Annotated in this window: 24 protein-coding genes; 18 read left to right on the forward strand and 6 right to left on the reverse strand. The window is 64.0% G+C overall.

From position 1 onward, the window contains the following. Nucleotides 1-28 precede the first annotated feature (28 nt). The 12 genes from thpR (at nt 29) to KMZ29_RS02025 (ending at nt 13,558) form a co-directional block, all read left to right on the forward strand. On the forward strand, nt 29-565 hold the full coding sequence (gene thpR, locus KMZ29_RS01970) for an RNA 2',3'-cyclic phosphodiesterase (protein ID WP_215604478.1): 537 nt from the start codon (nt 29-31) through the stop codon (nt 563-565). Nucleotides 566-701: 136 nt separating this feature from the next. Further along, nucleotides 702-1,883 carry a cell division protein ZapE gene (zapE, locus tag KMZ29_RS01975; protein ID WP_215622246.1) on the forward strand — a complete coding sequence of 394 codons (1,182 nt, stop codon included), beginning with the start codon at nt 702-704 and terminating at the stop codon, nt 1,881-1,883. A gap of 267 nt (nt 1,884-2,150) precedes the next feature. Further along, entirely contained in the window at nt 2,151-3,119 is a 969-nt protein-coding gene (gene mdh / locus KMZ29_RS01980; RefSeq protein WP_215604480.1) for a malate dehydrogenase, read from the forward strand. A 155-nt stretch (nt 3,120-3,274) separates the two neighbouring features. Further along, the gene (gene sucC / locus KMZ29_RS01985) at nt 3,275-4,471 is read left to right on the forward strand and encodes an ADP-forming succinate--CoA ligase subunit beta (RefSeq protein ID WP_215622247.1); all 1,197 of its coding nucleotides are present in this window, start codon (nt 3,275-3,277) and stop codon (nt 4,469-4,471) included. A gap of 4 nt (nt 4,472-4,475) precedes the next feature. Then, nucleotides 4,476-4,955 (forward strand): DUF1579 family protein, encoded by a 480-nt coding sequence (locus KMZ29_RS01990; protein ID WP_215622248.1) that lies wholly within the window; start codon nt 4,476-4,478, stop codon nt 4,953-4,955. Between the two features lie 34 nt (nt 4,956-4,989). Beyond that, nucleotides 4,990-5,874, forward strand: a complete 885-nt coding sequence (gene sucD, locus KMZ29_RS01995; RefSeq protein WP_215622249.1) for a succinate--CoA ligase subunit alpha — start codon at nt 4,990-4,992, stop codon at nt 5,872-5,874. 134 nt (nt 5,875-6,008) lie between these two features. After that, nucleotides 6,009-8,966, forward strand: a complete 2,958-nt coding sequence (locus KMZ29_RS02000; RefSeq protein ID WP_215622250.1) for a 2-oxoglutarate dehydrogenase E1 component — start codon at nt 6,009-6,011, stop codon at nt 8,964-8,966. A gap of 119 nt (nt 8,967-9,085) precedes the next feature. After that, nucleotides 9,086-10,312, forward strand: a complete 1,227-nt coding sequence (gene odhB / locus KMZ29_RS02005) for a 2-oxoglutarate dehydrogenase complex dihydrolipoyllysine-residue succinyltransferase (RefSeq protein ID WP_215622251.1) — start codon at nt 9,086-9,088, stop codon at nt 10,310-10,312. Between the two features lie 67 nt (nt 10,313-10,379). Further along, nucleotides 10,380-10,784 carry an MAPEG family protein gene (locus KMZ29_RS02010; protein WP_369810066.1) on the forward strand — a complete coding sequence of 135 codons (405 nt, stop codon included), beginning with the start codon at nt 10,380-10,382 and terminating at the stop codon, nt 10,782-10,784. Between the two features lie 27 nt (nt 10,785-10,811). Next, nucleotides 10,812-11,558 (forward strand): SDR family oxidoreductase, encoded by a 747-nt coding sequence (locus KMZ29_RS02015; protein ID WP_215622252.1) that lies wholly within the window; start codon nt 10,812-10,814, stop codon nt 11,556-11,558. A 35-nt stretch (nt 11,559-11,593) separates the two neighbouring features. Beyond that, nucleotides 11,594-12,997 (forward strand): dihydrolipoyl dehydrogenase, encoded by a 1,404-nt coding sequence (gene lpdA / locus KMZ29_RS02020; RefSeq protein ID WP_215622253.1) that lies wholly within the window; start codon nt 11,594-11,596, stop codon nt 12,995-12,997. A gap of 30 nt (nt 12,998-13,027) precedes the next feature. Further along, on the forward strand, nt 13,028-13,558 hold the full coding sequence (locus KMZ29_RS02025) for a hypothetical protein (protein WP_215622254.1): 531 nt from the start codon (nt 13,028-13,030) through the stop codon (nt 13,556-13,558). A gap of 10 nt (nt 13,559-13,568) precedes the next feature. Here KMZ29_RS02025 and KMZ29_RS02030 read toward each other — a convergent pair whose 3' ends face one another. Beyond that, nucleotides 13,569-14,159 (reverse strand): DUF4337 domain-containing protein, encoded by a 591-nt coding sequence (locus KMZ29_RS02030; RefSeq protein WP_215622255.1) that lies wholly within the window; start codon nt 14,157-14,159, stop codon nt 13,569-13,571. A 104-nt stretch (nt 14,160-14,263) separates the two neighbouring features. After that, a complete protein-coding gene (locus KMZ29_RS02035) occupies nt 14,264-15,166 on the reverse strand; it encodes a tyrosine recombinase XerC (protein WP_249779985.1) in 903 nt (300 codons plus the stop codon). Between the two features lie 231 nt (nt 15,167-15,397). Between KMZ29_RS02035 and KMZ29_RS02040 the strand changes: the two genes are divergently transcribed. Then, nucleotides 15,398-17,608 (forward strand): primosomal protein N', encoded by a 2,211-nt coding sequence (locus tag KMZ29_RS02040; RefSeq protein WP_215622256.1) that lies wholly within the window; start codon nt 15,398-15,400, stop codon nt 17,606-17,608. A gap of 166 nt (nt 17,609-17,774) precedes the next feature. Here KMZ29_RS02040 and KMZ29_RS02045 read toward each other — a convergent pair whose 3' ends face one another. After that, the gene (locus KMZ29_RS02045) at nt 17,775-18,284 is read right to left on the reverse strand and encodes a septal ring lytic transglycosylase RlpA family protein (RefSeq protein ID WP_215622257.1); all 510 of its coding nucleotides are present in this window, start codon (nt 18,282-18,284) and stop codon (nt 17,775-17,777) included. A gap of 660 nt (nt 18,285-18,944) precedes the next feature. On the opposite strand from KMZ29_RS02045, the gene KMZ29_RS02050 reads away from it, so the two are divergent. The 5 genes from KMZ29_RS02050 (at nt 18,945) to KMZ29_RS02070 (ending at nt 23,998) form a co-directional block, all read left to right on the forward strand. Next, on the forward strand, nt 18,945-19,505 hold the full coding sequence (locus tag KMZ29_RS02050; protein WP_215622258.1) for a F0F1 ATP synthase subunit delta: 561 nt from the start codon (nt 18,945-18,947) through the stop codon (nt 19,503-19,505). Continuing rightward, nucleotides 19,505-21,034 (forward strand): F0F1 ATP synthase subunit alpha, encoded by a 1,530-nt coding sequence (atpA, locus tag KMZ29_RS02055; protein ID WP_215622259.1) that lies wholly within the window; start codon nt 19,505-19,507, stop codon nt 21,032-21,034. Before KMZ29_RS02050 ends, atpA begins: the two co-directional genes overlap by 1 nt. A gap of 88 nt (nt 21,035-21,122) precedes the next feature. Then, entirely contained in the window at nt 21,123-22,001 is an 879-nt protein-coding gene (locus tag KMZ29_RS02060; protein WP_215622260.1) for a F0F1 ATP synthase subunit gamma, read from the forward strand. 48 nt (nt 22,002-22,049) lie between these two features. Then, nucleotides 22,050-23,480: a F0F1 ATP synthase subunit beta gene (atpD, locus tag KMZ29_RS02065; RefSeq protein ID WP_215614248.1), complete on the forward strand. Its 1,431-nt coding sequence runs from the start codon at nt 22,050-22,052 to the stop codon at nt 23,478-23,480. Nucleotides 23,481-23,590: 110 nt separating this feature from the next. Then, nucleotides 23,591-23,998 carry a F0F1 ATP synthase subunit epsilon gene (locus tag KMZ29_RS02070; RefSeq protein WP_215622261.1) on the forward strand — a complete coding sequence of 136 codons (408 nt, stop codon included), beginning with the start codon at nt 23,591-23,593 and terminating at the stop codon, nt 23,996-23,998. 54 nt (nt 23,999-24,052) lie between these two features. On the opposite strand, the gene KMZ29_RS02075 is transcribed toward KMZ29_RS02070, so the two are convergent. The 3 genes from KMZ29_RS02075 to KMZ29_RS02085 all read right to left on the reverse strand — a co-directional run bounded on the left by KMZ29_RS02075 (nt 24,053) and on the right by KMZ29_RS02085 (nt 26,440). Further along, nucleotides 24,053-24,553, reverse strand: a complete 501-nt coding sequence (locus KMZ29_RS02075) for an RNA pyrophosphohydrolase (protein WP_215622262.1) — start codon at nt 24,551-24,553, stop codon at nt 24,053-24,055. Between the two features lie 101 nt (nt 24,554-24,654). Then, complete coding sequence (locus KMZ29_RS02080; protein ID WP_215622263.1) at nt 24,655-25,158, reverse strand: RNA pyrophosphohydrolase; 504 nt, start codon at nt 25,156-25,158, stop codon at nt 24,655-24,657. Between the two features lie 79 nt (nt 25,159-25,237). Then, complete coding sequence (locus KMZ29_RS02085; RefSeq protein WP_215622264.1) at nt 25,238-26,440, reverse strand: divergent polysaccharide deacetylase family protein; 1,203 nt, start codon at nt 26,438-26,440, stop codon at nt 25,238-25,240. Between the last annotated feature and the right edge of the window lie 146 nt (nt 26,441-26,586).

A 26,586-nucleotide genomic window follows, 5' to 3' on the forward strand; every position in this document is an offset into this window, starting at 1 on the left:
ACCGGGTTTCAGCATCGGGAGTCGTGCGATGCCGCGTTTGTTTACTGGACTGGAAATTCCGGCCGAGATCGGCCAGACGCTTTCCGGCTTGCGAGGCGGCCTACCGGGCGCCCGCTGGATCGACCCCGAAAATTATCACGTCACCTTGCGCTTCATCGGCGATATCGATGGCGTCGCGGCCAACGAGATCGCCTCCTTGCTGGTTCGAATCAACCGCAAGCCGTTCGAAGTAGCACTGCAGGGCCTGTCGAGTTTCGGCGGGAAAAAGCCGCGCGCGGTGGTCGCTTCCGTGGTGCCGAGCCGGCCGCTGATCGAGCTGCAGGCGGAACTGGAACGCCTGATGCAGCGCATCGGGCTCGATCCCGAAGGCCGCAAATTCACGCCGCATGTGACGCTGGCGCGGCTGCGCGATGCCTCCAACCAGGATGTCGCGGATTATCTCTCGGTGCGCGGCTATTTCCCGACCAAGGTGTTCACGGCTTCGCGCTTCGTGCTGTTCTCGTCGCGCGCCTCCACCGGCGGCGGGCCCTATGTGGTCGAGGATTCCTACGCGCTGAGCGCGTGAGTCGCACTTGCGCCGGCTTGACTGGGCGAGCGCGTATCCCGGAGCCGCCGCTGCATGGGTCGGTGCCTGCCCCTGCATACCCCTCACACCATTTCACGGCTTGCAATTTTCCTCCCGCTGGGGCCGTTAGCGGGCCATGCTGTCTCCGCCCTACGCCTCGTTCCGCGCCCATTACCAGAGCCTCCTGTCCTCGGGCGCGATCGAGCCCGACGCCGCGCAGGCGGACGCTGCCGATGCGTTCGCGGACCTCGAACAGCGGCTGACCGGCTACAAGCCGCTGCGCAAGCAGGGCCTGCTGGGCCGGCTGTTCGCCGACAAGGACGGGCCGCCGCGCGGCCTCTATGTTCACGGCGAAGTCGGGCGCGGCAAGACCATGCTGATGGATCTGTTTTTCCAGCAGAGCCCGGTCGTGCACAAGCGCCGTGCGCACTTCCACGAATTCATGGCCGAGGTGCATGAGCGGATCTATGGCTACCGCCAGAATATCGCGCGCGGCGAGATCGTCGACGCCGATGTGATCGGGCTCACCGCCGCGTCGATCTTCGACGAGGCCTGGCTTTTGTGTTTCGACGAATTCCATGTCACCGACATCGCGGACGCGATGATCCTGGGCCGGCTGTTCTCGAAACTGTTCGAGCTCGGCACCGTCGTGGTCGCGACCTCCAATGTCGCGCCGCCCGAGCTCTACAAGGGTGGTCTGAACCGGGCGCTGTTTCTGCCCTTTATCGCGCAGATCTCGGCGCATATGGACGTGATGCGGCTCGATGCGCGCACCGACTTCCGGCTGGAAAAACTCGTCGGCGTGAAGATGTGGCGGGTGCCGCCCGATCTTGCCGCCGATGCCGCGCTCGACCAGGCCTGGGCGAAGATGACCGGCAACGCGCCCTGCAAGTCGCGCGACATTTCGATCAAGGGCCGCATCCTGCATGTGCCGTGTTCGGCGCATGGCGTGGCGCGGTTTTCGTTCCCGGACATCTGCGAAAAGCCGCTCGCCGCTTCCGACTATCTGCGGCTCGCGCACGACTATCACACCCTCATGATCGACCGCATTCCGGTGATGGATTACGCCGACCGCAACGCCGCCAAGCGGTTCATCACGCTGATCGACACGCTCTATGACAACGCGGTGAAGCTGATGGCCTCGGCTGAGGCCGATCCGCTGTCGCTGTATGTCGCGACCGAGGGCCATGAGGCCAACGAGTTCAAGCGGACGTCGTCGCGGCTGATCGAGATGAGCTCGGAATCCTATCTGGCGCTGCCCCACGGCCACAAGGATTCCGCAGCGAGCGGGTCCAGCACCGGATTGGTGGAGACGTGACGGCGTCAGCCGTCATTCCGGGGGCGCTAGCGCGAATCCGGAATCTCGACCGATAACCTTGGGATTCCGGGTTAGCGTCTTCGACGTGCCCTCAGACGCGCAATGGCGCGTCGGGGAATGACGAGGGTTGGATGTGGCCCCTGACTGAAATCGAGGCAGGGCCGATAATTGGGCATAGGTTGACTTGAACGGGTCCCGCGAAAGGGATAACCAGCCGTCCAGCTTCCTCTCACCCTCCTCCTTAGACCTCTGAAGGACAGATTTCCCATGGCGCGCGACAAGATTGCTTTGATTGGCTCCGGTCAGATCGGCGGAACGTTGGCTCATCTCATCGGCCTGAAAGAGCTCGGCGACGTCGTCATGTTCGACATCGCCGAGGGCGTGCCGCAGGGCAAATCGCTCGATATCGCGCAATCCTCCCCGGTCGACGGCTTCGATGCGCATTTCACCGGCGCCAATTCCTATGAGGCGCTCGACAACGCCAAGGTCTGCATCGTTACCGCCGGCGTGCCGCGCAAGCCCGGCATGAGCCGCGACGATCTCCTGAGCATCAATCTCAAGGTGATGGAGCAGGTCGGCGCCGGCATCAAGAAATACGCCCCCGACGCCTTCGTCATCTGCATCACCAACCCGCTCGACGCCATGGTATGGGCGTTGCAGAAGGCCTCCGGCATGCCGCACAAGAAGGTGGTGGGCATGGCGGGCGTGCTGGATTCCTCGCGCTTCCGCTATTTCCTGGCCGACGAGTTCAACGTCTCGGTCGAGGACGTCACCGCCTTCGTGCTCGGCGGCCATGGCGACACCATGGTGCCGCTGGTGCGATATTCGACGGTGGCCGGCATTCCGCTACCCGATCTCGTCAAGATGGGCTGGACCTCGCAGGCGCGGATCGACGAAATCGTCGACCGTACCCGCAACGGCGGCGCCGAGATCGTCAACCTCTTGAAGACCGGTTCGGCATTCTATGCGCCGGCCGCTTCCGCGGTGGCGATGGCCGAGAGCTACCTCAGGGACAAGAAGCGCGTGCTGCCCTGCGCCGCCTATCTCAACGGCGAATACGGCGTGAAGGACATGTATGTCGGCGTGCCCGTCGTCATCGGATCGAAGGGCGTCGAGCGTATTGTCGAGATCGAACTCGCCGGCAAGGACCGCGAGGCCTTCGACAAGTCGGTCGGCGCGGTGCAGGGTCTGGTCGACGCCTGCAAGAAGATCGCGCCTGACCTGCTCGGCCGTTGATCGGCTTCATCTAAATCCGCCGGCGATCGAGCCGATCTTCGGCGGGCTAACTTCCGGCACGGCTAGTATTGCAGTCCCTGTGGTATATGGTATACCAGCCGCAAAACCGGGGTGGAATTCCAAATTCACCACATGAGGGTTCGGGGAACGTCCAGATGAATATCCATGAATACCAGGCCAAGGCGTTGCTGCGGGAGTTCGGCGTGGCAGTGCCGCGCGGGGTCGCCATTCTCAAGGCGTCCGACGCCGATCTCGCCACCGATGAGCTCGGCGGACCGGTCTGGGTGGTGAAGAGCCAGATCCATGCCGGCGGCCGCGGCAAGGGCAAGTTCAAGGAAGCCTCCGCCGGCGACAAGGGCGGCGTCCGCGTCACCAAATCGGCCGCCGAGGTCAATCAATTCGTCAAGCAGATGCTGGGCGCCACCCTGGTTACCGAGCAGACCGGGCCGGCCGGCAAGCAGGTCAACCGGCTCTACATCGAGGAAGGCTCGGAGATCGACAAGGAGTTCTATCTCTCGATCCTGGTCGACCGCGAAAGCTCCGAAGTCTCGTTCGTGGTTTCCACCGAAGGCGGCGTCAATATCGAGGAAGTCGCGCACAAGACGCCGGAGAAGATCGTGACCTTCTCGGTCGATCCCGCCACCGGCATCATGGGCCATCACGGCCGCACCGTCGCGAAAGCGCTGGGACTTGGCGGCGACCTCGCCAAGCAGGCGGAGAAACTGGCGGCGCAGCTCTATGCCGCCTTCGTCGCCAAGGACATGGCGATGCTGGAAATCAATCCGCTGGTCGTCACCAGGCATGGCGATCTGCGCGTGCTCGACGCCAAGGTGTCGTTCGACGACAACGCGCTGTACCGCCATCCCGACGTGGTGGCGCTGCGCGACGAGACCGAGGAAGACGCCAAGGAAATCGAGGCGTCGAAATACGATCTCAACTACATCACGCTGGACGGCACCATCGGCTGCATGGTCAACGGCGCCGGCCTTGCGATGGCGACCATGGACATCATCAAGCTCTACGGCTTGGCGCCGGCGAACTTCCTCGATGTCGGCGGCGGCGCCGACAAGAACAAGGTCACCGCGGCGTTCAAGATCATCACCGCCGATCCCAATGTGAAGGGCATCCTGATCAACATTTTCGGCGGCATCATGAAATGCGACATCATCGCCGAAGGCGTGGTGGCGGCGGTGAAGGAAGTCGGCCTGAAGGTGCCGCTGGTGGTGCGGCTGGAAGGCACCAATGTCGAAGCCGGCAAGAAGATCATCGCCGATGCCGGGCTCAACGTGGTGGCCGGCGACAATCTCGACGATTCCGCGCAGAAAATCGTCAAGGCCGTAAAGGGAGCCTGATCCGATGCCCCAGGACCATCTCGCCGCACCGACGCCGCTGGAGGAGCATCGCAAGCTCGCCGCGTTCGCGGGCGAGTGGAGCGGGGAAGAGATGGTGTATCCGTCGCGCTGGAACGAAGGCGGCCCCGCCACCTCGCACGTCTCGGCCCGTATCGATCTCAACGGCTTCTATCTGATCCAGGACACCAGGCAGACCCGCGACGGCAAGGAAAGCTTCGCCACCCATGGCGTCTTCACCTACGACCGGGAAGACCGACTCTACAAATTGTTCTGGCACGATTCGCTCGGCTATTACCCGCCGTCGCCGGCCTCCGGCGGCTGGACCGGCAAGACCCTGATCCTGGTGCGCGGCTCGCTGCGCGGCAATGCGCGCCATGTCTATGAGATCATCGACGACAACAGCTACACCATGAAAATCCAGTTCTCGCCCGACGCCGAAGGATGGGCCGACGTCCTCACCGGCGTGTACCGCCGCATTCACTGATCCCTGCCGCTCTTCCGCGAAAGCAATCCCAACCATGTCCATCCTGATCGACAAGAACACGAAAGTCATTTGCCAGGGCTTTACCGGCAAGAACGGCACGTTCCACTCCGAGGCCGCGATCGCCTACGGCACCAGGATGGTCGGCGGCACCTCGCCGGGCAAAGGCGGTTCGAAACACCTCAATCTGCCTGTCTTCGACACCGTAAAGGAAGCGCGCGAGAAGACCGGCGCCAACGCCAGCGTGATCTACGTGCCGCCGCCGGGTGCGGCGGACGCGATCTGCGAAGCCATCGATGCGGAAATTCCGCTGATCGTCTGCATCACCGAAGGCATCCCGGTGCTCGACATGGTCCGGGTGAAGCGCTCGCTGTCGGGCTCGAAGTCGCGGCTCATTGGCCCCAATTGTCCGGGCGTGATGACCGCGGGCGAATGCAAGATCGGCATCATGCCGGCCAATATCTTCACGCCGGGCAGTGTCGGCATCGTCTCGCGCTCAGGCACGCTGACCTATGAAGCGGTGTACCAGACCAGCCAGGAAGGCCTCGGCCAGACCACCGCGGTCGGCATCGGCGGCGACCCGGTCAAGGGCACCGAATTCATCGACATACTGGAGATGTTCCTGGCCGACCCCAAGACCACCTCGATCGTGATGATCGGCGAAATCGGCGGTTCGGCTGAGGAAGACGCCGCCCAGTTCATCAAGGACGAGGCCAAGCGGGGCCGCAAGAAGCCGATGGTCGGCTTCATCGCTGGCGTCACCGCCCCTCCCGGCCGCCGCATGGGCCATGCCGGCGCGATCATTTCCGGCGGCAAGGGCGACGCCGGTTCCAAGACCGCGGCGATGGAATCGGCCGGAATCACGGTCTCGCCATCCCCGGCGCGGCTCGGAAAGACTCTTGTCGAAAAATTGAAGTCTTAATTCAATTCTTGGTTCTTTTCGAGGCGAACATTCGCCTCAAATAGGGTAAAAGACGTCCTATGACGCTGATCCGGTGTCCGGATCGGCCGTTGCGCCGTATTCCATGCGCTATCGAAATTACCCAGGACGCCAGTATGTCTCGCCAGGACGCGAACGCCGCCTTTGCCCTCTCCTCTTTTTTGCAGGGCACCAATGCTCCCTACATCGATGATCTCTATGCCCGTTACGAGAAAGACCCCGCCTCGGTCGACGCCGATTGGCAGGCGTTTTTCAAGAGCCTGAAGGACGCGCCGGCCGATGCCCGGAAGAACGCCGAAGGACCTTCCTGGGGGCGGGACAACTGGCCGCTGACGCCGCGCGACGACCTGACCTCGGCGCTCGACGGCAACTGGGCGCAAGTCGAAAAGGCCGTCGGCGCCAAGCTTGCGGCCAGGGCGCAGCCCAAGGGCGCCGAGCTGACGGCGGCCGACATTCATCAGGCGACGCGGGATTCGGTGCGCGCGCTGATGCTGATTCGCGCCTACCGCATGCGCGGCCATTTCCACGCCAAGCTCGACCCGCTCGGGATCGAGCCGCTGCGCGACCACGAGGAACTCGATCCGCGCTCTTATGGTTTCACGGAGGCCGATCTCGACCGGAAGATCTTCCTCGATCACGTGCTTGGCCTCGAATACGGGACCCTGCGCGAGATCGTCGCGATCTGCGACCGCACCTATTGCCAGACGGTCGGCGTCGAATTCATGCACATCACCAACGCCGCGCAGAAGGCCTGGATTCAGGAGCGCATCGAAGGTCCGGACAAGGAAATCAGCTTCACCCGCGAGGGCCGTCGCGCCATCCTGATGAAGCTGATCGAGGCCGAGGGCTTCGAGAAATTCTGCGATCTCAAATTCACCGGCACCAAGCGGTTCGGCCTCGACGGCGGTGAATCGCTGATCCCCGCGCTGGAACAGATCATCAAGCGCGGCGGCAATCTCGGCGTGAAGGAAATCGTGCTGGGCATGCCGCATCGCGGCCGCCTCAACGTGCTCACCCAGGTGATGGGCAAGCCGCATCGCGCCCTGTTCCATGAGTTCAAGGGCGGCTCGGCCAATCCCGACGCGGTCGAGGGGTCCGGCGACGTCAAGTACCACCTCGGCGCCTCGTCGGACCGCGAGTTCGACAACAACAAGATCCATTTGTCGCTGACCGCGAACCCTTCGCATCTCGAGATCGTCGATCCGGTGGTGCTCGGCAAGGTGCGGGCCAAGCAGGACCAGCATGGCGACCCGCCGGACATGCGCATTTCCGTGCTGCCGCTTCTGATGCATGGCGACGCCGCGTTCGCCGGCCAGGGCGTGGTCGCGGAATGTTTCGGGCTGTCCGACCTCAAGGGCTACCGCACCGGCGGCTCGATTCATTTCATCGTCAACAACCAGATCGGCTTCACCACCTATCCGCGCTATTCGCGCTCCTCGCCCTATCCGTCGGACGTGGCGAAGATGATCGACGCGCCGATCTTCCATGTGAACGGCGACGATCCCGAAGCCGTGGTGTTCGCGGCCAAGGTCGCCGTCGAATTCAGGCAGAAGTTCCACAAGCCCGTCGTCATCGACATGTTCTGCTACCGCAGGCATGGCCATAACGAGAGCGACGAGCCGGCATTCACCCAGCCGGTGATGTACAGGAAGATCGCGGCGCATCCGTCCACGCTGGCAATCTATTCCAAGCGGCTGATCGCCGAAGGCGTGATGACCGAGGGCGAAGTCGAGAAGGCCAAGGCCGACTGGCGGGCGCGGCTCGATGCCGAACTCGATGCCGGCTCCGGCTACAAGCCGAACAAGGCCGACTGGCTGGACGGCAAATGGGCCGGCTTCAAGTCCGCCGATCAGGAAGAAGATCCGCGCCGCGGCGTCACCGGCGTCGACGTCGCGGTGCTCCGGGATATCGGCCGCAGGATCACCAAGGTGCCCGACGGTTTCAGGGTCCACCGCACCATCCAGCGCTTTCTGGAAAACCGCGAGAAAGCCATCGACAGCGGCGCCGGCATCGACTGGGCGACCGGCGAGGCGCTGGCGTTCTGCACGCTGCTGGAGGAAGGCCACCACGTCCGGCTGTCCGGCCAGGACTCGGAACGCGGCACCTTCTCGCAACGGCATTCGGTGCTGATCGATCAGGAGGACGAGAGCCGCTATACGCCGTTCAATCATCTCGGCGTCGATCAGGGGCATTACGAAGTCATCAACTCGCTGCTGTCGGAAGAGGCGGTGCTCGGCTTCGAGTACGGCTATTCGCTGGCGGAGCCGAAGGCGCTGGCAATCTGGGAAGCGCAGTTCGGCGATTTCGCCAACGGCGCGCAGGTGCTGTTTGACCAGTTCATCTCCTCGGGCGAGCGCAAATGGCTGCGCATGTCCGGCCTCGTCTGCATGCTGCCGCACGGCTATGAGGGGCAGGGACCGGAGCATTCCTCCGCCCGGCTCGAGCGCTTCCTGCAGATGTGCGCCGAAGACAATATGCAGGTGGTCTATGCCACCACGCCTGCCAATTTCTTCCACGTGCTGCGGCGTCAGCTGCATCGCGAGATCCGCAAGCCGCTGATCCTGATGACGCCGAAGTCGCTGCTGCGGCACAAGCGCGCTGTCTCGCGGCTCGACGAAATGGGCGCGGGAACCACGTTCCACCGCATCCTCTACGATGACGCGGTGATGCTGCCGGACGAGAAGATCAAGCTGGTGCCGGACGACAAGATCCGCCGCGTGGTGCTGTGCTCGGGCAAGGTCTATTACGATCTTTACGAAGAGCGCGAAAAGCGCGGCATCGACGACGTCTACCTGATGCGGGTCGAGCAGCTCTATCCGGTGCCGCTGAAGGCGCTGGTGCAGGAACTCGGGCGCTTCAAGAGCGCCGAACTGGTCTGGTGCCAGGAAGAGCCGCGCAACATGGGCGCGTGGCATTTCATCGAACCCTATCTCGAATGGGTGCTCAACCAGATCCACGCGCCGCACAAGCGTCCGCGTTACGCCGGACGTGCCGCGGCCGCGGCGACCGCCACCGGTTTGATGTCGAAGCATCTGGCGCAGCTCAAGGCTTTCTTGGACGAGGCGCTGAACTAGCATTTACCTACGTCGTCGTGCCCGCGCTTGTCGCGGGCATCCACGTCTAACTTTTGAAAACCGACTAAGGCGTGGTTGGCCGGGACGAGCCCGGCCATGACGCAAGAGGAAAACCAACGATGACTGAAATTCGCGTTCCGACACTCGGCGAGTCCGTGACCGAGGCCACCATCGGCCGCTGGTTCAAGAAGGCCGGCGATGCCGTGGCGGTCGATGAGCCCTTGGTTGAGCTCGAGACCGACAAGGTCACGATCGAGGTTCCGGCGCCGTCCGCCGGCACCCTCGGCGACATCATCGCCAAGGATGGCGAAACCGTTGCGGTCGGCGCTTTGCTCGGCCAGATCAATGAGGGCGCTGCCGCCAAGCCGGCTGCTGCCCCCGCCAAGGTCGCGGCGCCAGCGCCCGCTGCCACGCCCGCCGCCGCGCCAAAGGCGCCGCCGTCAGACATGCCGCTGGCGCCGTCGGTGCGCAAGATTTCCGCCGAGAGCGGCATCGACGCCGCCACCGTCCCCGGCTCCGGCAAGGACGGCCGGGTGACCAAAGGCGACATGCTGGCGGCGATCGAGAAGGCGGCCTCGGCGCCGACACCGGTCAATCAGCCCGCAGCCTCGGTGCAGGTGCGCAGCCCCTCGCCCGCCGACGATGCCGCACGCGAAGAGCGCGTGAAGATGACGCGGCTGCGCCAGACCATCGCCCGCCGCCTCAAGGACGTGCAGAACACCGCCGCGATGCTGACGACCTTCAACGAGGTCGACATGACCAACATCATGGCGATGCGGGCCCAGTACAAGGACGTATTCGAGAAGAAACACGGCAGCAAACTGGGCTTCATGGGCTTCTTCACCAAGGCCTGCGTGCAGGCGCTGAAGGACATTCCGGCCGTCAATGCCGAGATCGACGGCACCGATCTGATCTACAAGAATTACTATCACATCGGCGTTGCGGTCGGCACCGACAAGGGCCTGGTGGTGCCGGTGCTGCACGACTGCGACCACAAGTCGATCGCCGACATCGAAAAGGGCATCGCCGATTTCGGCCGTCGCGCCCGCGACGGCCAGCTCAAGATCGACGAGATGCAGGGCGGCACCTTCACCATCACCAATGGCGGCATCTACGGTTCGCTGATGTCGACGCCGATCCTGAACGCTCCGCAGTCCGGCATTCTCGGCATGCACAAGATCCAGGAGCGCCCGATGGCGATCGGCGGCAAGGTCGAGATCCGCCCGATGATGTATCTGGCGCTGTCCTACGATCACCGCGTGATCGACGGCAAGGAAGCGGTGACGTTCCTGGTGCGGGTCAAGGAAAACCTCGAGGATCCGGCGCGGCTGGTACTGGATCTGTAACGGGTTGCGGCCCGCGATGTCCGGCTCCGGGCCGGCATCAGCGATGCCGGTGCCAGGCCGAGGGGAAATGATGCAGCCGCTGCCGACCGAAATCGTGATGCTTGGATTGGGGACCATGTTGCTGTTGGTGCAGCTGTTCCTGCAGTCGATTTCCTCCACCGTGGAGATGGGCGGCGACTACAAGGCCGGCCCGCGCGACGAGCCGAGGGTGGTGCAGGGGATATTCGCAGGGCGCGCCGATCGCGCCTTCCGCAATCTGCTGGAGACGTTTCCGATCTTTGCCGCATTGGCGCTGGCGCTGGTCGTCACTGGACGGAACGGTGGCCTCGGGACGCTCGGCGCGGAAGCGTGGGTTGTCACCCGCGTCCTGTACGTGCCGCTCTATGTCATCCAGATTCCGTACGCGCGCAGCCTGGTCTGGCTCGTCTCGGTGCTGGCCTTGGTGGCGATGCTGGTGCGGCTGTTTCAATAGAAGGCGTTTGACTGTGGGGGGTGAATCTTGACGGACAGGGTTGTAGTCATCACCGGTGGAAGCCGCGGCATCGGCCGCGCCACCGCGATTGCGGCCGCCGCGCGCGGCTTTCGGGTTTGCGTCGGCTATGCCAGCAATGAAACCGCGGCGCGCCACGTCGTCGCCGCCATCGAGGGCAAGAACGGCAAGGCGATCGCGGTGAAATGCGACGTCGGCAGCGAGAGCGACATCCTCGCGATGTTCAAGGCGGCGGATGCCTTCGGCACGCTGGGCGCGCTGGTCAACAATGCCGGCATCGTCGGGACTACGTCGCGGGTGGACGAGATGTCCGCCGAGCGCATCCAGCGCATGATGGCGGTCAATGTCACCGGCAGCATTCTGTGCGCGCGCGAGGCGGTGAAGCGGATGTCGACCCGCCACGGCGGCAAGGGCGGCGTCATCGTCAACCTGTCGTCGGTGGCCGCAAAGCTCGGCTCGCCCAACACCTATGTCGATTACGCGGCGTCCAAGGGCGCGATCGATTCCTTCACCATCGGCCTCGGCCACGAGGTCGCCGGTGAGGGCATTCGCGTCGCCGCGATCCGGCCCGGACTGATCGACACCGAAATTCACGCCAGCGGCGGCGAACCCGATCGCGCCCATCGGCTTGCGAATGCGGTGCCGATGAAGCGCGTCGGCACCGCGGACGAAATCGCCAGCGCCATCGTCTGGCTGATGTCGGACGACGCGTCCTACGTGACCAGCGCCATTCTTGACGTATCGGGCGGGCGCTAACACCCGCCACACCATCCAGCTACAGGACTTCTATCATGGCCTCCTACGATCTCGTTATCATCGGCACCGGACCCGGTGGATATGTCTGCGCGGTGCGCGCGGCGCAGCTCGGCATGAAGGTCGCCGTGGTCGAGAAGAACGCAACCCTCGGCGGCACCTGCCTCAATGTCGGCTGCATGCCGTCGAAGGCGCTGCTGCATGCCTCCGAAATGTTCGAGGAGGCCGGGCACTCCTTCGCGAAAATGGGCGTCAGCGTCTCCGCGCCGAAGCTCGATCTGCCCGCGATGATGAATTTCAAGCAGCAGGGCATCGACGGCAACGTCAAGGGCGTCGAGTTCCTGATGAAGAAGAACAAGATCGACGTCATTCACGGCAAGGGCAAGGTGCTCGGCGCCGGCAAGGTGGAAGTCACCGGCGGCGACGGCAAGGCGCAACTGGTCGAGACCAAAAACATCGTGATCGCCACCGGCTCCGATATTGCGCGGCTGAAGGGCATCGAGATCGACGAGAAGCGCATCGTGTCGTCGACCGGCGCGCTGTCGCTCGACAAGGTGCCCGGCAAGCTCCTGATCGTCGGCGCCGGTGTGATTGGGCTCGAACTCGGCTCGGTATGGCACCGGCTCGGCGCTGAGGTTACCGTGGTGGAATTCCTCGACCGCATCCTGCCCGGCATCGACGGCGAGATCGCCAAGCAATTCCAGCGCATCCTCGAAAAGCAGGGTTTTGCATTCAAGCTCGGCGCCAAGGTCACCGGCGTCGACACCTCGGGCAAGACGTTGTCGGCCACCGTCGAGCCGGCCGCAGGCGGTGCTGCGGAAAAGCTGGAAGCCGACGTGGTGCTGGTCTGCATCGGGCGCGTTCCCTACACCGACGGCTTGGGTCTCAAGGAAGCCGGCGTCGCGCTCGACGATCGCGGCCGCGTGCAGATCGACGCGCATTTCGCGACCAGCGTGAAGGGCGTCTACGCGATCGGCGACGTCGTCGCGGGTCCGATGCTCGCGCACAAGGCTGAGGACGAAGGCGTTGCCTGCGCCGAAATTCTCGCCGGCCAGGCCGGGCATGTGAACTACGACGCTATCCCAGGCGTTGTGTATACCACTCCGGAAGTGTCCTCCGTCGGCAAGACCGAGGAAGAGCTGAAGCAGGCCGGCGTGGCTTATACATCAGGCAAATTCCCGTTCACCGCCAATGGCCGCGCCAAGGTCAACCAGACCACCGAAGGTTTCGTGAAGGTTCTCGCAGATGCGAAAACCGATCGGGTGCTCGGCGTGCACATCATCGGCCGCGAGGCTGGCGAAATGATCCATGAAGCGGCAGTATTGATGGAGTTCGGCGGTTCCGCCGAGGACCTGGCGCGCACCTGTCATGCCCATCCGACCCGATCGGAAGCCATCAAGGAAGCCGCGCTTGCGGTCGGCAAGCGCGCGATCCATATGTGATCGACGCCCGGCCGGGCGGGAACAAAACTCATGATGCACCGCCTGCTACAGCCACTCTGGGTTCTGCTTGCGATCATATTTTTGATCGAGGCCTGGCTGTGGGATCATCTCGAGCCGATCGTGGCCTGGGTGGTCGAGCGGATTCCGCTGCGCGAGTTCAAGCATTGGCTGACCGCACGGATCGACAGGCTGTCGCCGGCGATGACGTTGATCGTGTTCATCGTGCCGGTGATTCTGCTGTTTCCGCTGAAGCTGTTCGGCCTCTGGCTGCTGACTCACGAATACTGGCTCAGCGCGATCACGACGATCGTGTTCGCGAAATTCCTCGGCGTCGGCGTCACCGCCTTCATCTTCGATGTGACGCGGCCGAAACTGCTCGAGATGGAGTGGTTCGAAAAGCTCTATGAACTCGTGCTGACGCTGCGGGCGAAAGCCGCCGCATTGGTCGATCCGATCAAGCGGCGGATCAAGGAAATCCTGCGCGGCGACGGCGACGGCTGGTCATCGCGGACGCTGCGGCTGATCCAGCGTTTTCGCAAGAGCGTGCACGAGGCACGCTGAGTTCGCCCCGCTACATCAGATGCACGGCATGCGGCGCGAACAGGCCGATCGCCGTGAAGGCGAGTCCGGCGATTGCCAGCAAGCCTGATACCCAGGCCAGCGCGATCATGCCGGTGATGATGGTCGCCGACGCCAGCACGATGCCGATCTGAAACGCCGCCGAGGCGACCTCGTAATGATGGTATCGCGCCATCGCGAGGTCGCGATCGTGCTCGGCATGCTTGGCGCGTTCGGCCAGTTGCTCCGAGCCTTCGCCGGTTTCCGGCTCCGAGCGGTAGCGCGCCGCGGTCTTCTTCCAGGCCTCGATCTGCTTCTGCAGCGCCGCCTTGGTGGCATCGTCGCCCATGACACCGAGACTTAGCCTGGCCTGATCAGATGTCGCCTCGACCACGGTGCGGCGGATGCTCTTGGCCTGGAAGAACGCCCAGAGGTTCGAGGCTTCGACGTTCTTGCTGATGGACAGGGTCTGCGCGCCCTTGCCCAGCGTCTCCGACAGAGCCAGAAACAGCGCGATCACCGCGATCAGCAATGCGATGTTCTTGTTGGAGCCGGATGCGTGCTCGGCGTGCTCCGCGTGCTCCATGCTTTCATGTGCGCCCATGATTCTCTCCCCCGTGTGGACTCATCCACGATTGACTGAACAATACCGCCTGCGCAAGAGCCAAGCGGATATGACGGAAGTGTGTCAGGTTTGAAGGGATGCGTTCAGGCCCGGGGGTGCGCGGTGTTGTAGACTTCCAGCAGCCGCTCGCTGTCGATCCCGGTATAGATCTGCGTGGTCGACAGCGAGGCGTGACCGAGCAATTCCTGGATAGCACGCAGGTCGCCGCCGCGGCTCAAGAGGTGGGTTGCGAAGGAATGGCGCAGCGCATGTGGCGTCGCACTATCGGGCAGGCCGAGCGCGCCGCGCAGCCGCTCCATGGTCAGCTGAATGATTCGCGGGCTGAGCGGACCGCCGCGCGCGCCGACGAAGATCGGCCCCTCCGGCGGCAGCGAATGCGGGCACACCGCGACATAATCCTGAACCAGCGCCAGCACATTCTGCAGCACCGGCACCATGCGGGTCTTGTTGCCCTTGCCGGTCACGACCAGTACGTCGCCCGCGCCGGGCAGCGGCACGTCACGGCGCTTCAGGCCCAGCGCCTCGGAAATGCGCAGGCCCGAACCGTAAAGCAGCGCCATCACCGCGGCGTCGCGCGCCCAGATCCAGGGATCGCGGGTCTCGCCGGCGCGTTCGTCGGCGTCGGCAAGACGCCTGGCCGCCGCCATCTGGATCGGTTTCGGCAGGCTCTTGCCGATCTTGGGTGCGCGGATGGCGGAGAGGGCGCCGACCTTGCCCACGCCCTCGCGTTCGAGGAAGCGGCCGAACGAGCGCAGGCCCGCCAACGCCCGCATCAGCGAACGGCCGCCGATATCGTCGGCGCGGCGCATTGCCATGAAGGCCCTGACGTCGCTGGCTTCGAGCGCCGCAAACCGCGCCAGCGTCACGCGCGCGCCCCAGTGTTCGCTGAGAAAGACCAGGCACTGGCGGACATCGCGGCAATAGGCTTCCAGCGTCTTCGGCGACAGCCGGCGTTCGGCGCGCAGATGCGACAGCCAGCGCGTCATCTGCAGCGCGATGTCGTCGGCGGCGCAGTCGAGCTCGATCGGCTGAATCGATGGAATTGGCAATGGAATTGGCTTGGCCATGGCGCTGCCTTGCTGATTCTGATGGACTATATCGCATCTCTTTCGTTTACCGTTCGCTAACTTGGCCAGGCCGCAGGGCCCTGACACTGGCCGCCACCGGCGCCGGGCCTTAAGTTAGTCCGGCCTTCGATCTCGAGCCTGATTCTCACGATGGACCATTCCGCGCGCCCCAGTTCGTCAAACGCATCGTCGACCCGCGTCGTCGATGTGCTGGTGCCGGTCGCGCTCAACCAGAATTATTCCTACCGCGTGCCGCGCGGCATGGAGCTGGCGCCGGGTGACGTGGTGGCCGTACCACTGGGACCGCGCGAGGTGGTCGCGGTGGTCTGGGCGGAAAACGCCAACCCCGATCCGCGCCTGCATAACCGCCTCAAGGACGTCGGCGAGAAGCTCGACGTGCCGCCGCTGAAGCAGGAGCTGCGTGCGCTCGTCGACTGGGTCGCCAACTACACGCTGTCGGCGCGCGGCATGGTGCTGCGGATGTGTCTGCGGATGGGCGAACATCTCGGGCCCGAACGGGTGCGGATGGGCGTGCGGCTGGTCGGGGCGGCGCCGAAGCGCCTGACACCGGCCAGGCGGCGGCTGATCGACATTCTCTCCGACCGCCTGCTGCACGGCAAATCCGACGCCGCGAAGGAAGCCGGCGTCAGCGCCGGCGTGATCGATGGCCTCGTCGATGAAGGCACGCTCGCGACTGAACCGATGCCGCGCGCGCTGGCGCCGCCAGCGCCCGATCCGTCCTTCGCCGAGCCTGAGTTTTCCCGCCAGCAGCGCGCCGCTGTCGATGCCATGCGCGCGCTGGCGGCGAACGGCAGTTTTCATGTCGCGCTGCTCGACGGCGTCACCGGCTCGGGCAAGACCGAAGTTTATTTCGAGGCGATTGCGGAAGTCATCCGCCGCGGCAAGCAGTCGCTGATACTGATGCCGGAGATCGCGCTGACCGGCCAGTTCCTCGACCGCTTCGCGCAGCGCTTCGGGGTGCGGCCGCTGGAGTGGCATTCCGAACTGACCCCGCGCACGCGGCAACGCAATTGGGCGGCGATCGCGGCGGGCGAGGCGCCTGTCGTGGTGGGCGCGCGCTCGGCGCTGTTTCTGCCTTACGCGAATCTCGGATTGATCGTGGTCGATGAAGAGCACGACCAGGCCTACAAGCAGGACGAGGGCGCGCATTACCACGCCCGCGATATGGCGGTGGTGCGCGCGCATATCGCCAAAATCCCGATCGTGCTGGCCTCCGCGACGCCGTCGGTCGAAACCGAGGTCAACGCCCGCAAGGGCCGCTACCAGCGCGTGGTGCTGCCGTCGCGGTTCGGCGGCCAGCACATGCCGCATATCGAGGCGATCGATCTGCGCCGTGAAGCGCCCGCGCGCGGCCGCTTCATCTCGCCGTTTCTGGCCGAGCAGATCAAGATTGCCATCGAACGGCGCGAGCAGGCGCTGCTGTTCCTCAATCGCCGCGGCTATGCGCCGCTGACATTGTGCCGGGCTTGCGGGCATCGTTTCGCCTGTACGATCTGCGACGCCTGGCTGGTCGATCACCGCTTTCGCCAGCGTCTGGTCTGTCATCACTGCGGCTTCTCGATGCCGCGCCCGCATGTCTGCCCGCATTGCCAGGCCGAGGAATCGCTGGTGGCGGTCGGCCCCGGCGTCGAACGTCTGCAGGAGGAAGCCGCTGCGCTGTTTCCGGATGCGCGCACCATGGTGCTGTCGAGCGACCTGATCACCTCGATCGAAACCATGCGCAGCGAACTCAACGAAATCGCCGAAGGCCGCGTCGACATCATCATCGGCACCCAACTGGTGGCGAAGGGTCATAATTTCCCGCGGCTCAATCTGGTCGGCGTGATCGACGCCGATCTCGGGCTCGGCAATGGCGATCCGCGCGCCGCCGAGCGGACGTGGCAATTGCTCAATCAGGTGATCGGCCGCGCCGGGCGCGACCAGGGCCGCGGCGTCGGCTACCTGCAGACCCACCAACCCGAGCATCCCGTGATGAAAGCCCTGGTGGCCTGCGACCGCGAGGCTTTTTATGCCAGCGAAATCGAGGCCCGCGAACGCGCCGGCTATCCGCCGTTCGGGAGGCTCGCGAGCCTGATCATCTCCGCGGGCGACCGGCCCACGGCGGAAGGCTTTGCGCGCAAGCTGGCGGCGATCGCGCCGATCGACGAGCGGATCCAGGTGCTCGGCCCCGCCGAAGCCCCGCTCGCGGTGATCAAGGGCCGCTATCGTTTCCGGCTGCTGGTGAAATCGTTGCGCAATGTCGACCTCTCGGAATATCTGCGCGAATGGCTCGCCACGGCGCCGAAGACAAAGGGCAATCTCAAGCTCGAGGTCGACGTCGATCCGCAAAGCTTTTTGTGAGCGAGCCGCAATTCGGGTTCTGGCTGAGAAGCCGGCGAAACAAAAAAGCCTGCCGTCATTGGCGACGGCAGGCTCTGTTTCGGCAGGCAGGAAGTCCTGCCGCCGTACGCTACGCAACGCTTACCGAACTCGGAGGACGGAAGAGGCGTTCTGAATGCCGGACAGGTTAGATGACCTCGGCGGTGACCCGGCCGACGCCGGCGTTGGTCAGGCCGACCGCGCGGGCGGCGCCGGTCGAAAGGTCGAGCACGCGCCCCTTAATGAACGGGCCGCGATCGTTGATGGTGACGACGACGCTGCGGCCGCCATGAGTCACCCGGAGCTTGGTGCCGAACGGCAGGGTGCGGTGGGCCGCGGTCATGGCGTTCTCATTGAAACGCTGGCCGGACGCGGTCTTGCTGCCGGACTCGTTGCCATAGAACGACGCGATCCCGGTGAAGCTGCGCCCGGAACCGGACGACGGAGCGATCGCGGCGTTGGCGTCGCGCCAGGAAGCCTTGGACGAAACGTCGGTGGTCTTGGCCGCGTGGTGGGAGTGGTGATGACGATGATGGTTCCTGGATTTTGCGGAAGCTTCGGTGACGCTGCCACCGACCAGGAGAGTTGCGGCGAGGAGTGCGATCGCCGTACGCGACTGGGTTACATTTCCCAGCGTCGGGTTCTTAGAAGTCAGCATATAGTATGTCCCTCGAGATAGTATTGCCACATATGTGACAAGTGGAACCCCCGTCCCAATTTGAGTGATTGTCATTTGGTGGCTCAATAAGGCATAAAATGGGCAGTAGAATTGATTTATATCCCGCTGAAATATCTTGTGACCGAGTTCCGGTAATCGGTTAATGTTCCGTAATCCTACGTTTTACTCGGATGTTAACCTATTCATTACATATTAATATTGAAGACCGAAGTCATCGCCGGTAATGGCGAGCGTTCGGCAAGTAATGTGAGAAGGGCATCGCGCCGGCCCCCCTGCCGTCCCCTGCCGACCGATCATGGCGGGCATGCGTTCGCAGGGGCAGAGCGATTGTCCCTGCCGGTGACCGCGACATGGAAATCCGGGCCGACGGTGCCGCTCAGTTGGCGTCGCGAATCCGCCGAAAATCCGCGGCGCGGAACGGAGCCAAAGAACCTGCGACAAGGCATCGCCAAGCGACGCCGTCATGTTGCACCTGCGCTCTTGCTATGTTAGCAAAGCCGCGATTTTAACGGTCCCGGTATCACTCGTGCCGGTCGAAAATCGAAGTCCCGCTTGAATTCCAAGGGCTTGGATCGCTAGGCGCCGCATCGTGGCGATGGTTTTTCCCTTGCGAGTTTAACAGCTAAAAAGAGCGCGCTAGTGGCTGCTGAAGATCCGTCGGTTTCGGGAGTATCCGGTCGTTATGCAACGGCCTTGTTCGAGTTGGCGCGCGATGAAAAATCCATCGACGCAGTCAAGGCCGATCTCGATCGGTTCGAGGCTATGCTGGCCGACAGCGCCGATCTGAAGCGCCTGGTCCGCAGCCCGGTGTTCTCGGCGGAGGCGCAGTCGAAGGCGCTCGCGGCCGTGCTCGAAAAGGCCGGTATTTCCGGCATTTCCTCCAATTTTCTCAAGGTCCTGACCGCCAACCGCCGGCTGTTCGCCGTCTCTGACGTGATCCGCGCGTTCCGCGCGCTGGTGGCGAAGTTCAAGGGCGAGGCCACCGCCGATGTGACGGTTGCCGAAAAGCTCAGCGACAAGAATCTCGACGCCCTCAAGGCCGCCCTGAAGTCGGTGACGGGCAAGGACGTCGCGCTCAACGTGAATGTCGATCCCTCAATCATCGGCGGCCTGGTAGTCAAGCTGGGCAGCCGCATGGTGGATAGTTCGCTTCGCACCAAACTCAATTCGATCAAGCACGCGATGAAAGAGGCAGGCTGATGGACATCCGCGCCGCGGAAATTTCCGCGATCCTGAAGGACCAGATCAAGAATTTCGGCCAGGAGGCTGAAGTTTCCGAAGTCGGACAGGTGTTGTCCGTTGGCGACGGTATTGCCCGCGTCTACGGCCTCGACAACGTCCAGGCCGGCGAAATGGTCGAATTCGAAAATGGCACCCGCGGCATGGCGCTGAATCTCGAAACCGACAACGTCGGTATCGTGATCTTCGGCGCCGACCGCGAGATCAAGGAAGGCCAGACCGTCAAGCGCACCCGCGCCATCGTCGACACCCCGGTCGGCAAGGGCCTGCTCGGCCGCGTGGTCGATGCGCTCGGCAATCCGATCGACGGCAAGGGCCCGATCCAGGCCGACAAGCGCATGCGCGTCGACGTCAAGGCGCCCGGCATCATTCCGCGCAAATCGGTCAACGAGCCGATGGCCACCGGCCTGAAAGCGATCGATGCGCTGATCCCGGTCGGCCGCGGCCAGCGCGAGCTGATCATCGGCGACCGCCAGACCGGCAAGACCGCGATCGCGCTCGACACCATTTTGAACCAGAAGCCGCTCAACTCGCAGCCCGACGAGAAGATCAAGCTGTATTGCGTCTATGTCGCGATCGGCCAGAAGCGCTCCACCGTCGCGCAGTTCGTCAAGGTGCTCGAAGAGCAGGGCGCGCTGGAATATTCGATCGTGGTTGCCGCCACCGCGTCCGATCCGGCGCCGATGCAGTACATCGCGCCGTTCACTGGCTGCACCATGGGCGAATACTTCCGCGACAACGGCATGCACGCCGTCATCATCTATGACGACTTGTCGAAGCAGGCCGTCGCCTATCGCCAGATGTCGCTGCTGCTGCGCCGCCCGCCGGGTCGCGAAGCCTACCCGGGCGACGTGTTCTATCTGCATTCCCGCCTGCTCGAGCGCGCGGCCAAGCTGAACGACGAGCAGGGCTCCGGCTCGCTGACGGCGCTGCCGGTCATCGAAACCCAGGCCAACGACGTGTCGGCCTACATCCCGACCAACGTCATTTCGATCACCGACGGCCAGATCTTCCTCGAGACCGACCTGTTCTTCCAGGGCATCCGCCCGGCGGTGAACGTCGGTCTGTCGGTGTCGCGCGTCGGATCGTCGGCGCAGACCAAGGCGATGAAGAAGGTCGCCGGCAAGATCAAGGGCGAGCTCGCGCAGTACCGCGAAATGGCGGCGTTCGCCCAGTTCGGAAGCGACCTCGATGCCTCGACGCAGCGCCTGCTCAACCGGGGTTCGCGCCTGACCGAACTCCTGAAGCAGCCGCAGTTCTCGCCGCTGAAGATGGAAGAGCAGGTCGTGGTGATCTATGCCGGCGTCAACGGCTACCTCGATCCGCTTCCGGTTTCCAAGGTGCGCGCGTTCGAGGATGGCCTGCTGTCGCTGCTGCGCGGCAAGAACGTCGATATCCTCAACACCATCCGCGATAGCCGTGACCTTAGCGACGATACTGCCGCCAAGCTCAAGGCGGTGGTCGAGGGTTACGCCAAGACCTTTGCTTGATTTGCCGTCGTGGCCCGGCGCACGCCGGGCCTGACGTAAGAGTGGCTTGCGGTCGGATCGAGGATCGGATCGCCGGGGTGAACTGAGAATGGCTTCACTTAAAGACATGCGGGTCCGCATCGCCTCCACCAAGGCGACGCAGAAGATCACCAAGGCCATGCAGATGGTCGCAGCCTCGAAGCTGCGCCGCGCGCAGACCGCCGCCGAGGCGGCGCGGCCCTATGCCGAAAGAATGGACGCGGTGATTTCCAATATCGCGACCGCAGCCGCGGGTTCGCCCGGCGCGCCGGCGCTGCTGGCTGGAACCGGCAAGGACCAGGTGCACCTGTTTCTGGTCTGCACCGGCGAGCGCGGCCTGTCCGGCGCCTTCAATTCGTCGATCGTGCGTCTCGCCCGCGATCGTGCCCTGGCGCTGATGAACCAGGGCAAAGAGGTCAAGTTCTTCTGCGTCGGCCGCAAGGGCTACGAGCAGCTGCGCCGCAACTTCGAGAAGCAGATCGTCGAAAACATCGAGCTGCGCTCGGTTCGTCAGCTCGGATTCGTCAACGCCGAAGATATCGCCAACAAGGTGCTGGCGCGCTTCGATGCCGGCGAGTTCGACGTCTGCACGTTGTTCTATTCGCGCTTCAAATCCGTGATTGCGCAGGTCCCGACCGCGCAGCAGATCATTCCGCTTGTGGTGGAAGCCCCGGCTGCCAATGCCGGTCCGGCGACGGCTTACGAATACGAGCCGGAGGAAGACGAGATTCTGGGCAGGCTGCTGCCGCGCAATCTCGCAGTGCAGGTCTTTCGCGCGCTCCTGGAAAACAACGCCTCGTTCTACGGCGCGCAGATGAGCGCGATGGACAACGCCACCCGTAACGCCGGCGACATGATCCGCAAGCAGACCTTGATCTACAACCGCACCCGTCAGGCGATGATTACCAAGGAGCTGATCGAGATCATCTCCGGCGCCGAGGCGATCTGACCGCCGCAACGGTCGTCTGAGATTTAAGAATTCGAAGGAGAGAGTTTCATGGCCACACCCGCCAACCAGACCGGACGCATTACGCAAGTCATCGGCGCAGTCGTCGACGTGCAGTTCGAGGGCCATCTGCCGGCCATTCTGAACGCGATCGAAACCAAGAACGGCGGCAACCGCCTCGTGCTCGAGGTCGCCCAGCATCTCGGCGAATCCACGGTGCGTACCATCGCAATGGACACCACCGAGGGTCTGGTCCGCGGTCAGGAAGTCAGCGACACCGGCTTCCCGATCCGCGTTCCCGTCGGCGCCGGCACGCTCGGCCGCATCATGAATGTGATCGGCGAACCGGTCGATGAACAAGGCCCCGTCAAGGCCGAGGATATGCGCGCGATCCATCAGGAAGCGCCGCTGTATACCGATCAGTCCACCGAAGCCGAAATTCTCGTCACCGGCATCAAGGTCGTCGATCTGCTGGCGCCTTACGCCAAGGGCGGCAAGATCGGCCTGTTCGGCGGCGCCGGCGTCGGCAAGACCGTGCTGATTCAGGAGCTGATCAACAACGTGGCCCGGGCGCATGGCGGTTATTCGGTGTTCGCCGGCGTCGGCGAGCGCACCCGCGAAGGCAACGACCTCTATCACGAGTTCATCGAGTCCGGCGTCAACAAGAAGGGCGGCGGCGAAGGCTCCAAATGCGCGCTGGTATACGGCCAGATGAACGAGCCGCCGGGCGCCCGCGCCCGCGTCGGCCTGACCGGCCTCACGGTCGCCGAACATTTCCGCGACCAGGGCCAGGATGTGCTGTTCTTCGTCGACAACATCTTCCGCTTCACCCAAGCCGGCTCCGAAGTGTCGGCGCTGCTCGGTCGTATCCCTTCGGCGGTGGGTTATCAGCCGACGCTCGCCACCGACATGGGCGCGCTGCAGGAGCGCATCACCACCACGCACAAGGGCTCGATCACCTCGGTGCAGGCGATCTACGTGCCGGCCGACGACTTGACGGACCCGGCGCCCGCGACCTCGTTCGCGCACTTGGACGCTACCACGGTGCTGAACCGCGCGATTTCGGAAAAGGGCATCTATCCTGCGGTGGATCCGCTCGACTCCACCTCGCGCATGCTCTCGCCGCTGATCGTCGGCGAGGAGCACTACCAGACCGCGCGCATGGTCCAGCAGGTGCTGCAACGCTACAAGTCGCTGCAGGACATCATCGCCATTCTCGGCATGGACGAACTGTCCGAAGAGGACAAGATCGCCGTGGCGCGCGCGCGCAAGATCGAACGCTTCCTGTCGCAGCCGTTCTTCGTCGCTGAAGTCTTCACGGGTTCGCCCGGCAAGTTCGTCGACCTCGCCGACACCATCAAGGGTTTCCGCGCCATCTGCGAAGGCAAGTACGATCATCTCCCCGAAGCGGCCTTCTATATGGTCGGCAACATCGAAGAGGCGGTCGAAAAGGGCAAGAAGCTCGCAGCTGAGGCAGCCTAAGGGGCGAATGGCGAATAGGGAGTGGCGAATAGCAGAGATCTTCGCCGTTCCATTCGCTGCTCGTCATTCGCTACTCGCCAACCCCTATTCGCCATCCGCAGGACTACTCCATGGCCACCTTCCACTTCGATCTCGTCTCGCCTGAAAAACTCGCCTTCTCCGGCGAAGTCGAGCAGGTTGACGTGCCCGGCATCGAGGGCGATTTCGGCGTGCTCGCCGGCCATGCGCCGGTGGTGGCCGCGATCCGGCCGGGGATCCTGACGGTTACATCGGGCGGTGCGAAGCAGAAGGTCATCGTGCTCGGCGGTCTCGCCGAAGTGTCCGACAAGGGGCTCACGGTGCTGGCCGACGTCGCCACCTCGCTCGAGGACCTCGATCGGGCCCGGTTCGCCGATACCATTGCCGAGATGGAAGCCAAGCTCACCGAGAAAGACGGCTCGGAACTGGACCGCGAGATCGAGCGGCTTGATCACTTCAAGAGCATCCAGAACGAGCTCAGCACGACGGCGATGCACTAAGCGGCCGGCTGCGCCAGACGCGGCCTGCACTTTATTGCCAAGCCGAGCAGTTGGTCACTGCGCGAAATTCGCAAATTCCCGCGCCACCGTCCGGTACACCTCGCGCCTGAACGGCACCACGAGATCGGCGACCCGATCGAGCCGTTCCCAGCGCCACTGATCGAATTCCGCCGGCTGGCCGTTGCGCGGTGTCAGCGGATCGATCTCGTCGTCACTTCCGGTAAAGCGCAGCGCGAACCATTTCTGGCGCTGGCCGCGGAATTTCGCCAGCCGGTGTGTGGACGGTCCGGGGAACGGCGGAAACTCGTAACTCAGCCAATCGGTTTCACCGAGATAGGTCGCGCTCTTGACGCCGGTCTCCTCCCACAGTTCACGCATCACCGCGTCGCGGGGATTTTCATCGGCGTCGATGCCGCCCTGCGGCATCTGCCACTCCAGGCCCGGAAGGATGATCTCCGGTCCGTCGTCCCGGAAACGCCGGCCGATCAGAACCCGACCGGCCGCGTTGAACAGGGCGATCCCCACATTGGGGCGGTAGGGCTTGCTATCTGCCATGAACACCCGTCATTCCGGGATGGTCCGAAGGACCAGACCTCAGGTGCGCAATTGCGCATCTGAGGTTCGCTCGTTTCACTCGCGCCCCGGAATGACTCACGTCAGCTGCCCGCGAGTTTCGAAAATTCCTTCACCACGCGCTCATAGACCGGCCTCTTGAACGGCACGATCAGGTTGGGAAGATTCTTCATCGGCTCCCAGCGCCAGCTCACGAACTCGGCCTTATGGCCGCCGCCGGGGCTGGCGACGTTGATCTCCTTGTCCTGCCCCGTAAACCGGACCGCGTACCATTTCTGCCGCTGGCCGCGGTAGCGTCCCTTCCAGGTCCGCCCCGCCACCGTGCGCGGAATGTCGTAGATCAGCCAGTCGGCAACCTCGCCGAGCTTTTCCACCGAGCGGACGCTGGTCTCCTCATAGAGTTCGCGCTTCGCCGCCGCCCAGGTATCCTCGCCGGGATCGACGCCGCCCTGCGGCATCTGCCAGACGTGAGTCTCGTCGACATGCTCGATGCCTCCGGCGCGGCGACCGATGAAGACCAGCCCCGCTGCGTTGATCAGCATCATGCCGACGCATGTCCGATAGGGCAGGTCCTCGTAACGCGCCATTACGTCTAAGCCTCTCGTCGTCAAAGCTTCAAGCAGTCTACGGCCGGGTCTGGCGGAGACGGCCCCCCGTCCGCTTTTCTCAGCCCGATTTTGATTTCAGCATCGCGGTTGTCAATGGCACAAGCATGATGCCACGGCTATCGAGCGCCCTGATCCAGACGCCGAGCCGCTCGATCGAAATCGGCAGCGCCGAGGCGACCCCGATCGCGGTTCCGCGTTGCTTCGCCAGGCTCTCGAGCTTGGCCAGGGTACGGTCGATCTCCACAGCGGTTGGCACCGCGTCGATGGTGAAATCGGCCTTGGCGAAGGGCATCGCCTGGGCAGCCGCCAGGGTGGGGGCGGTGCTGCGCGGCGAACCATCGTCGAAATAGCCGAGCCCGCGCTTGGCGGCCTCGCGGATGATGGGCTGCATCACGGCGTCGGTGGCCACGAAGCGGGCGCCCATAAAATTGGCGATGCCGGCATAGCCCTGAAACCGGCTCATATGCCAGTACATCCGGTCGATGTTCTGTTCGGGCGCCAGCGTCGTCAGCAAGGTTTGCGGGCCGGGGTCGTTGTCGGGATAGTCGAACGGCTCCATCGGCACCTGCAGCAGAATTTCATGGCGCTGCGCGCGCGCCCGTTCGGCCAGTTTGGAGGGATCGGAGCCGTAGGGCGTAAACGCCAGCGTCACCGCGGGCGGCAGCTTCATGATGGCGTCGGTGGTCTTGGCTGCGCCGACTCCAAGGCCCGCGACGACGATCGCCACTATCGGCATTTTGGCCGCCTTGGCGCGGTCGGCTTCGGCGGCGTAGGCCGTGAAGGGCTTTAGTCCGTCTGCCACCACCGGGATCATGCCATAGCGCGATTTTTCCAGCAGTCGCTGATCGACGGCTGCCATCATGGCGGGCGCGGCGCTCGCCTCGGCCTTGTCGGCGGCGTCGCCGGCCCCGATCACGACGTCCTGGCGCTTGCCGCTGGAGCCGTCGATGATGGTTACGGTCTTGTGTTCGCCCGGCGCGGCCTGCTGGGGCGCGGACTTGGCGCTACCCGCATGATCGCCCGGCACCGCCGTAACGGGTTTTTCGCCCGACGGCGCGGTCTGTCGGATCGCGATGCGCGCGACGGGCTCGCCGCCCAGCGGATTGTCACCGAAAATGGCGAAGCCGGCAAAAGCGAGCAGAAACAGACCGAGCAGAACGGCCAACACCTGGATACCGGTAAACGGAAGCCGAAAACGGCGCTCCCGGCGCACCGAATCCTGTCCGAGCGGCGCGCTCAGATCGTCGGCCGTATCTGCCATGGGCCTCCCCGAATCAACCAATTTGACGATACCACGGCGGAGCAAGGGCGCGGCAGAGCGCCGCTGCGAGAGCCCGTGATTCGGGCCCGGCCGGAGGGATCCCCTCCCAACAAAAAGGGCGGCCCAAGGCCGCCCTGTTCGCATCA

This window comes from Bradyrhizobium sediminis, assembly GCF_018736085.1.
In the GTDB taxonomy this organism is placed as follows: domain Bacteria; phylum Pseudomonadota; class Alphaproteobacteria; order Rhizobiales; family Xanthobacteraceae; genus Bradyrhizobium; species Bradyrhizobium sediminis.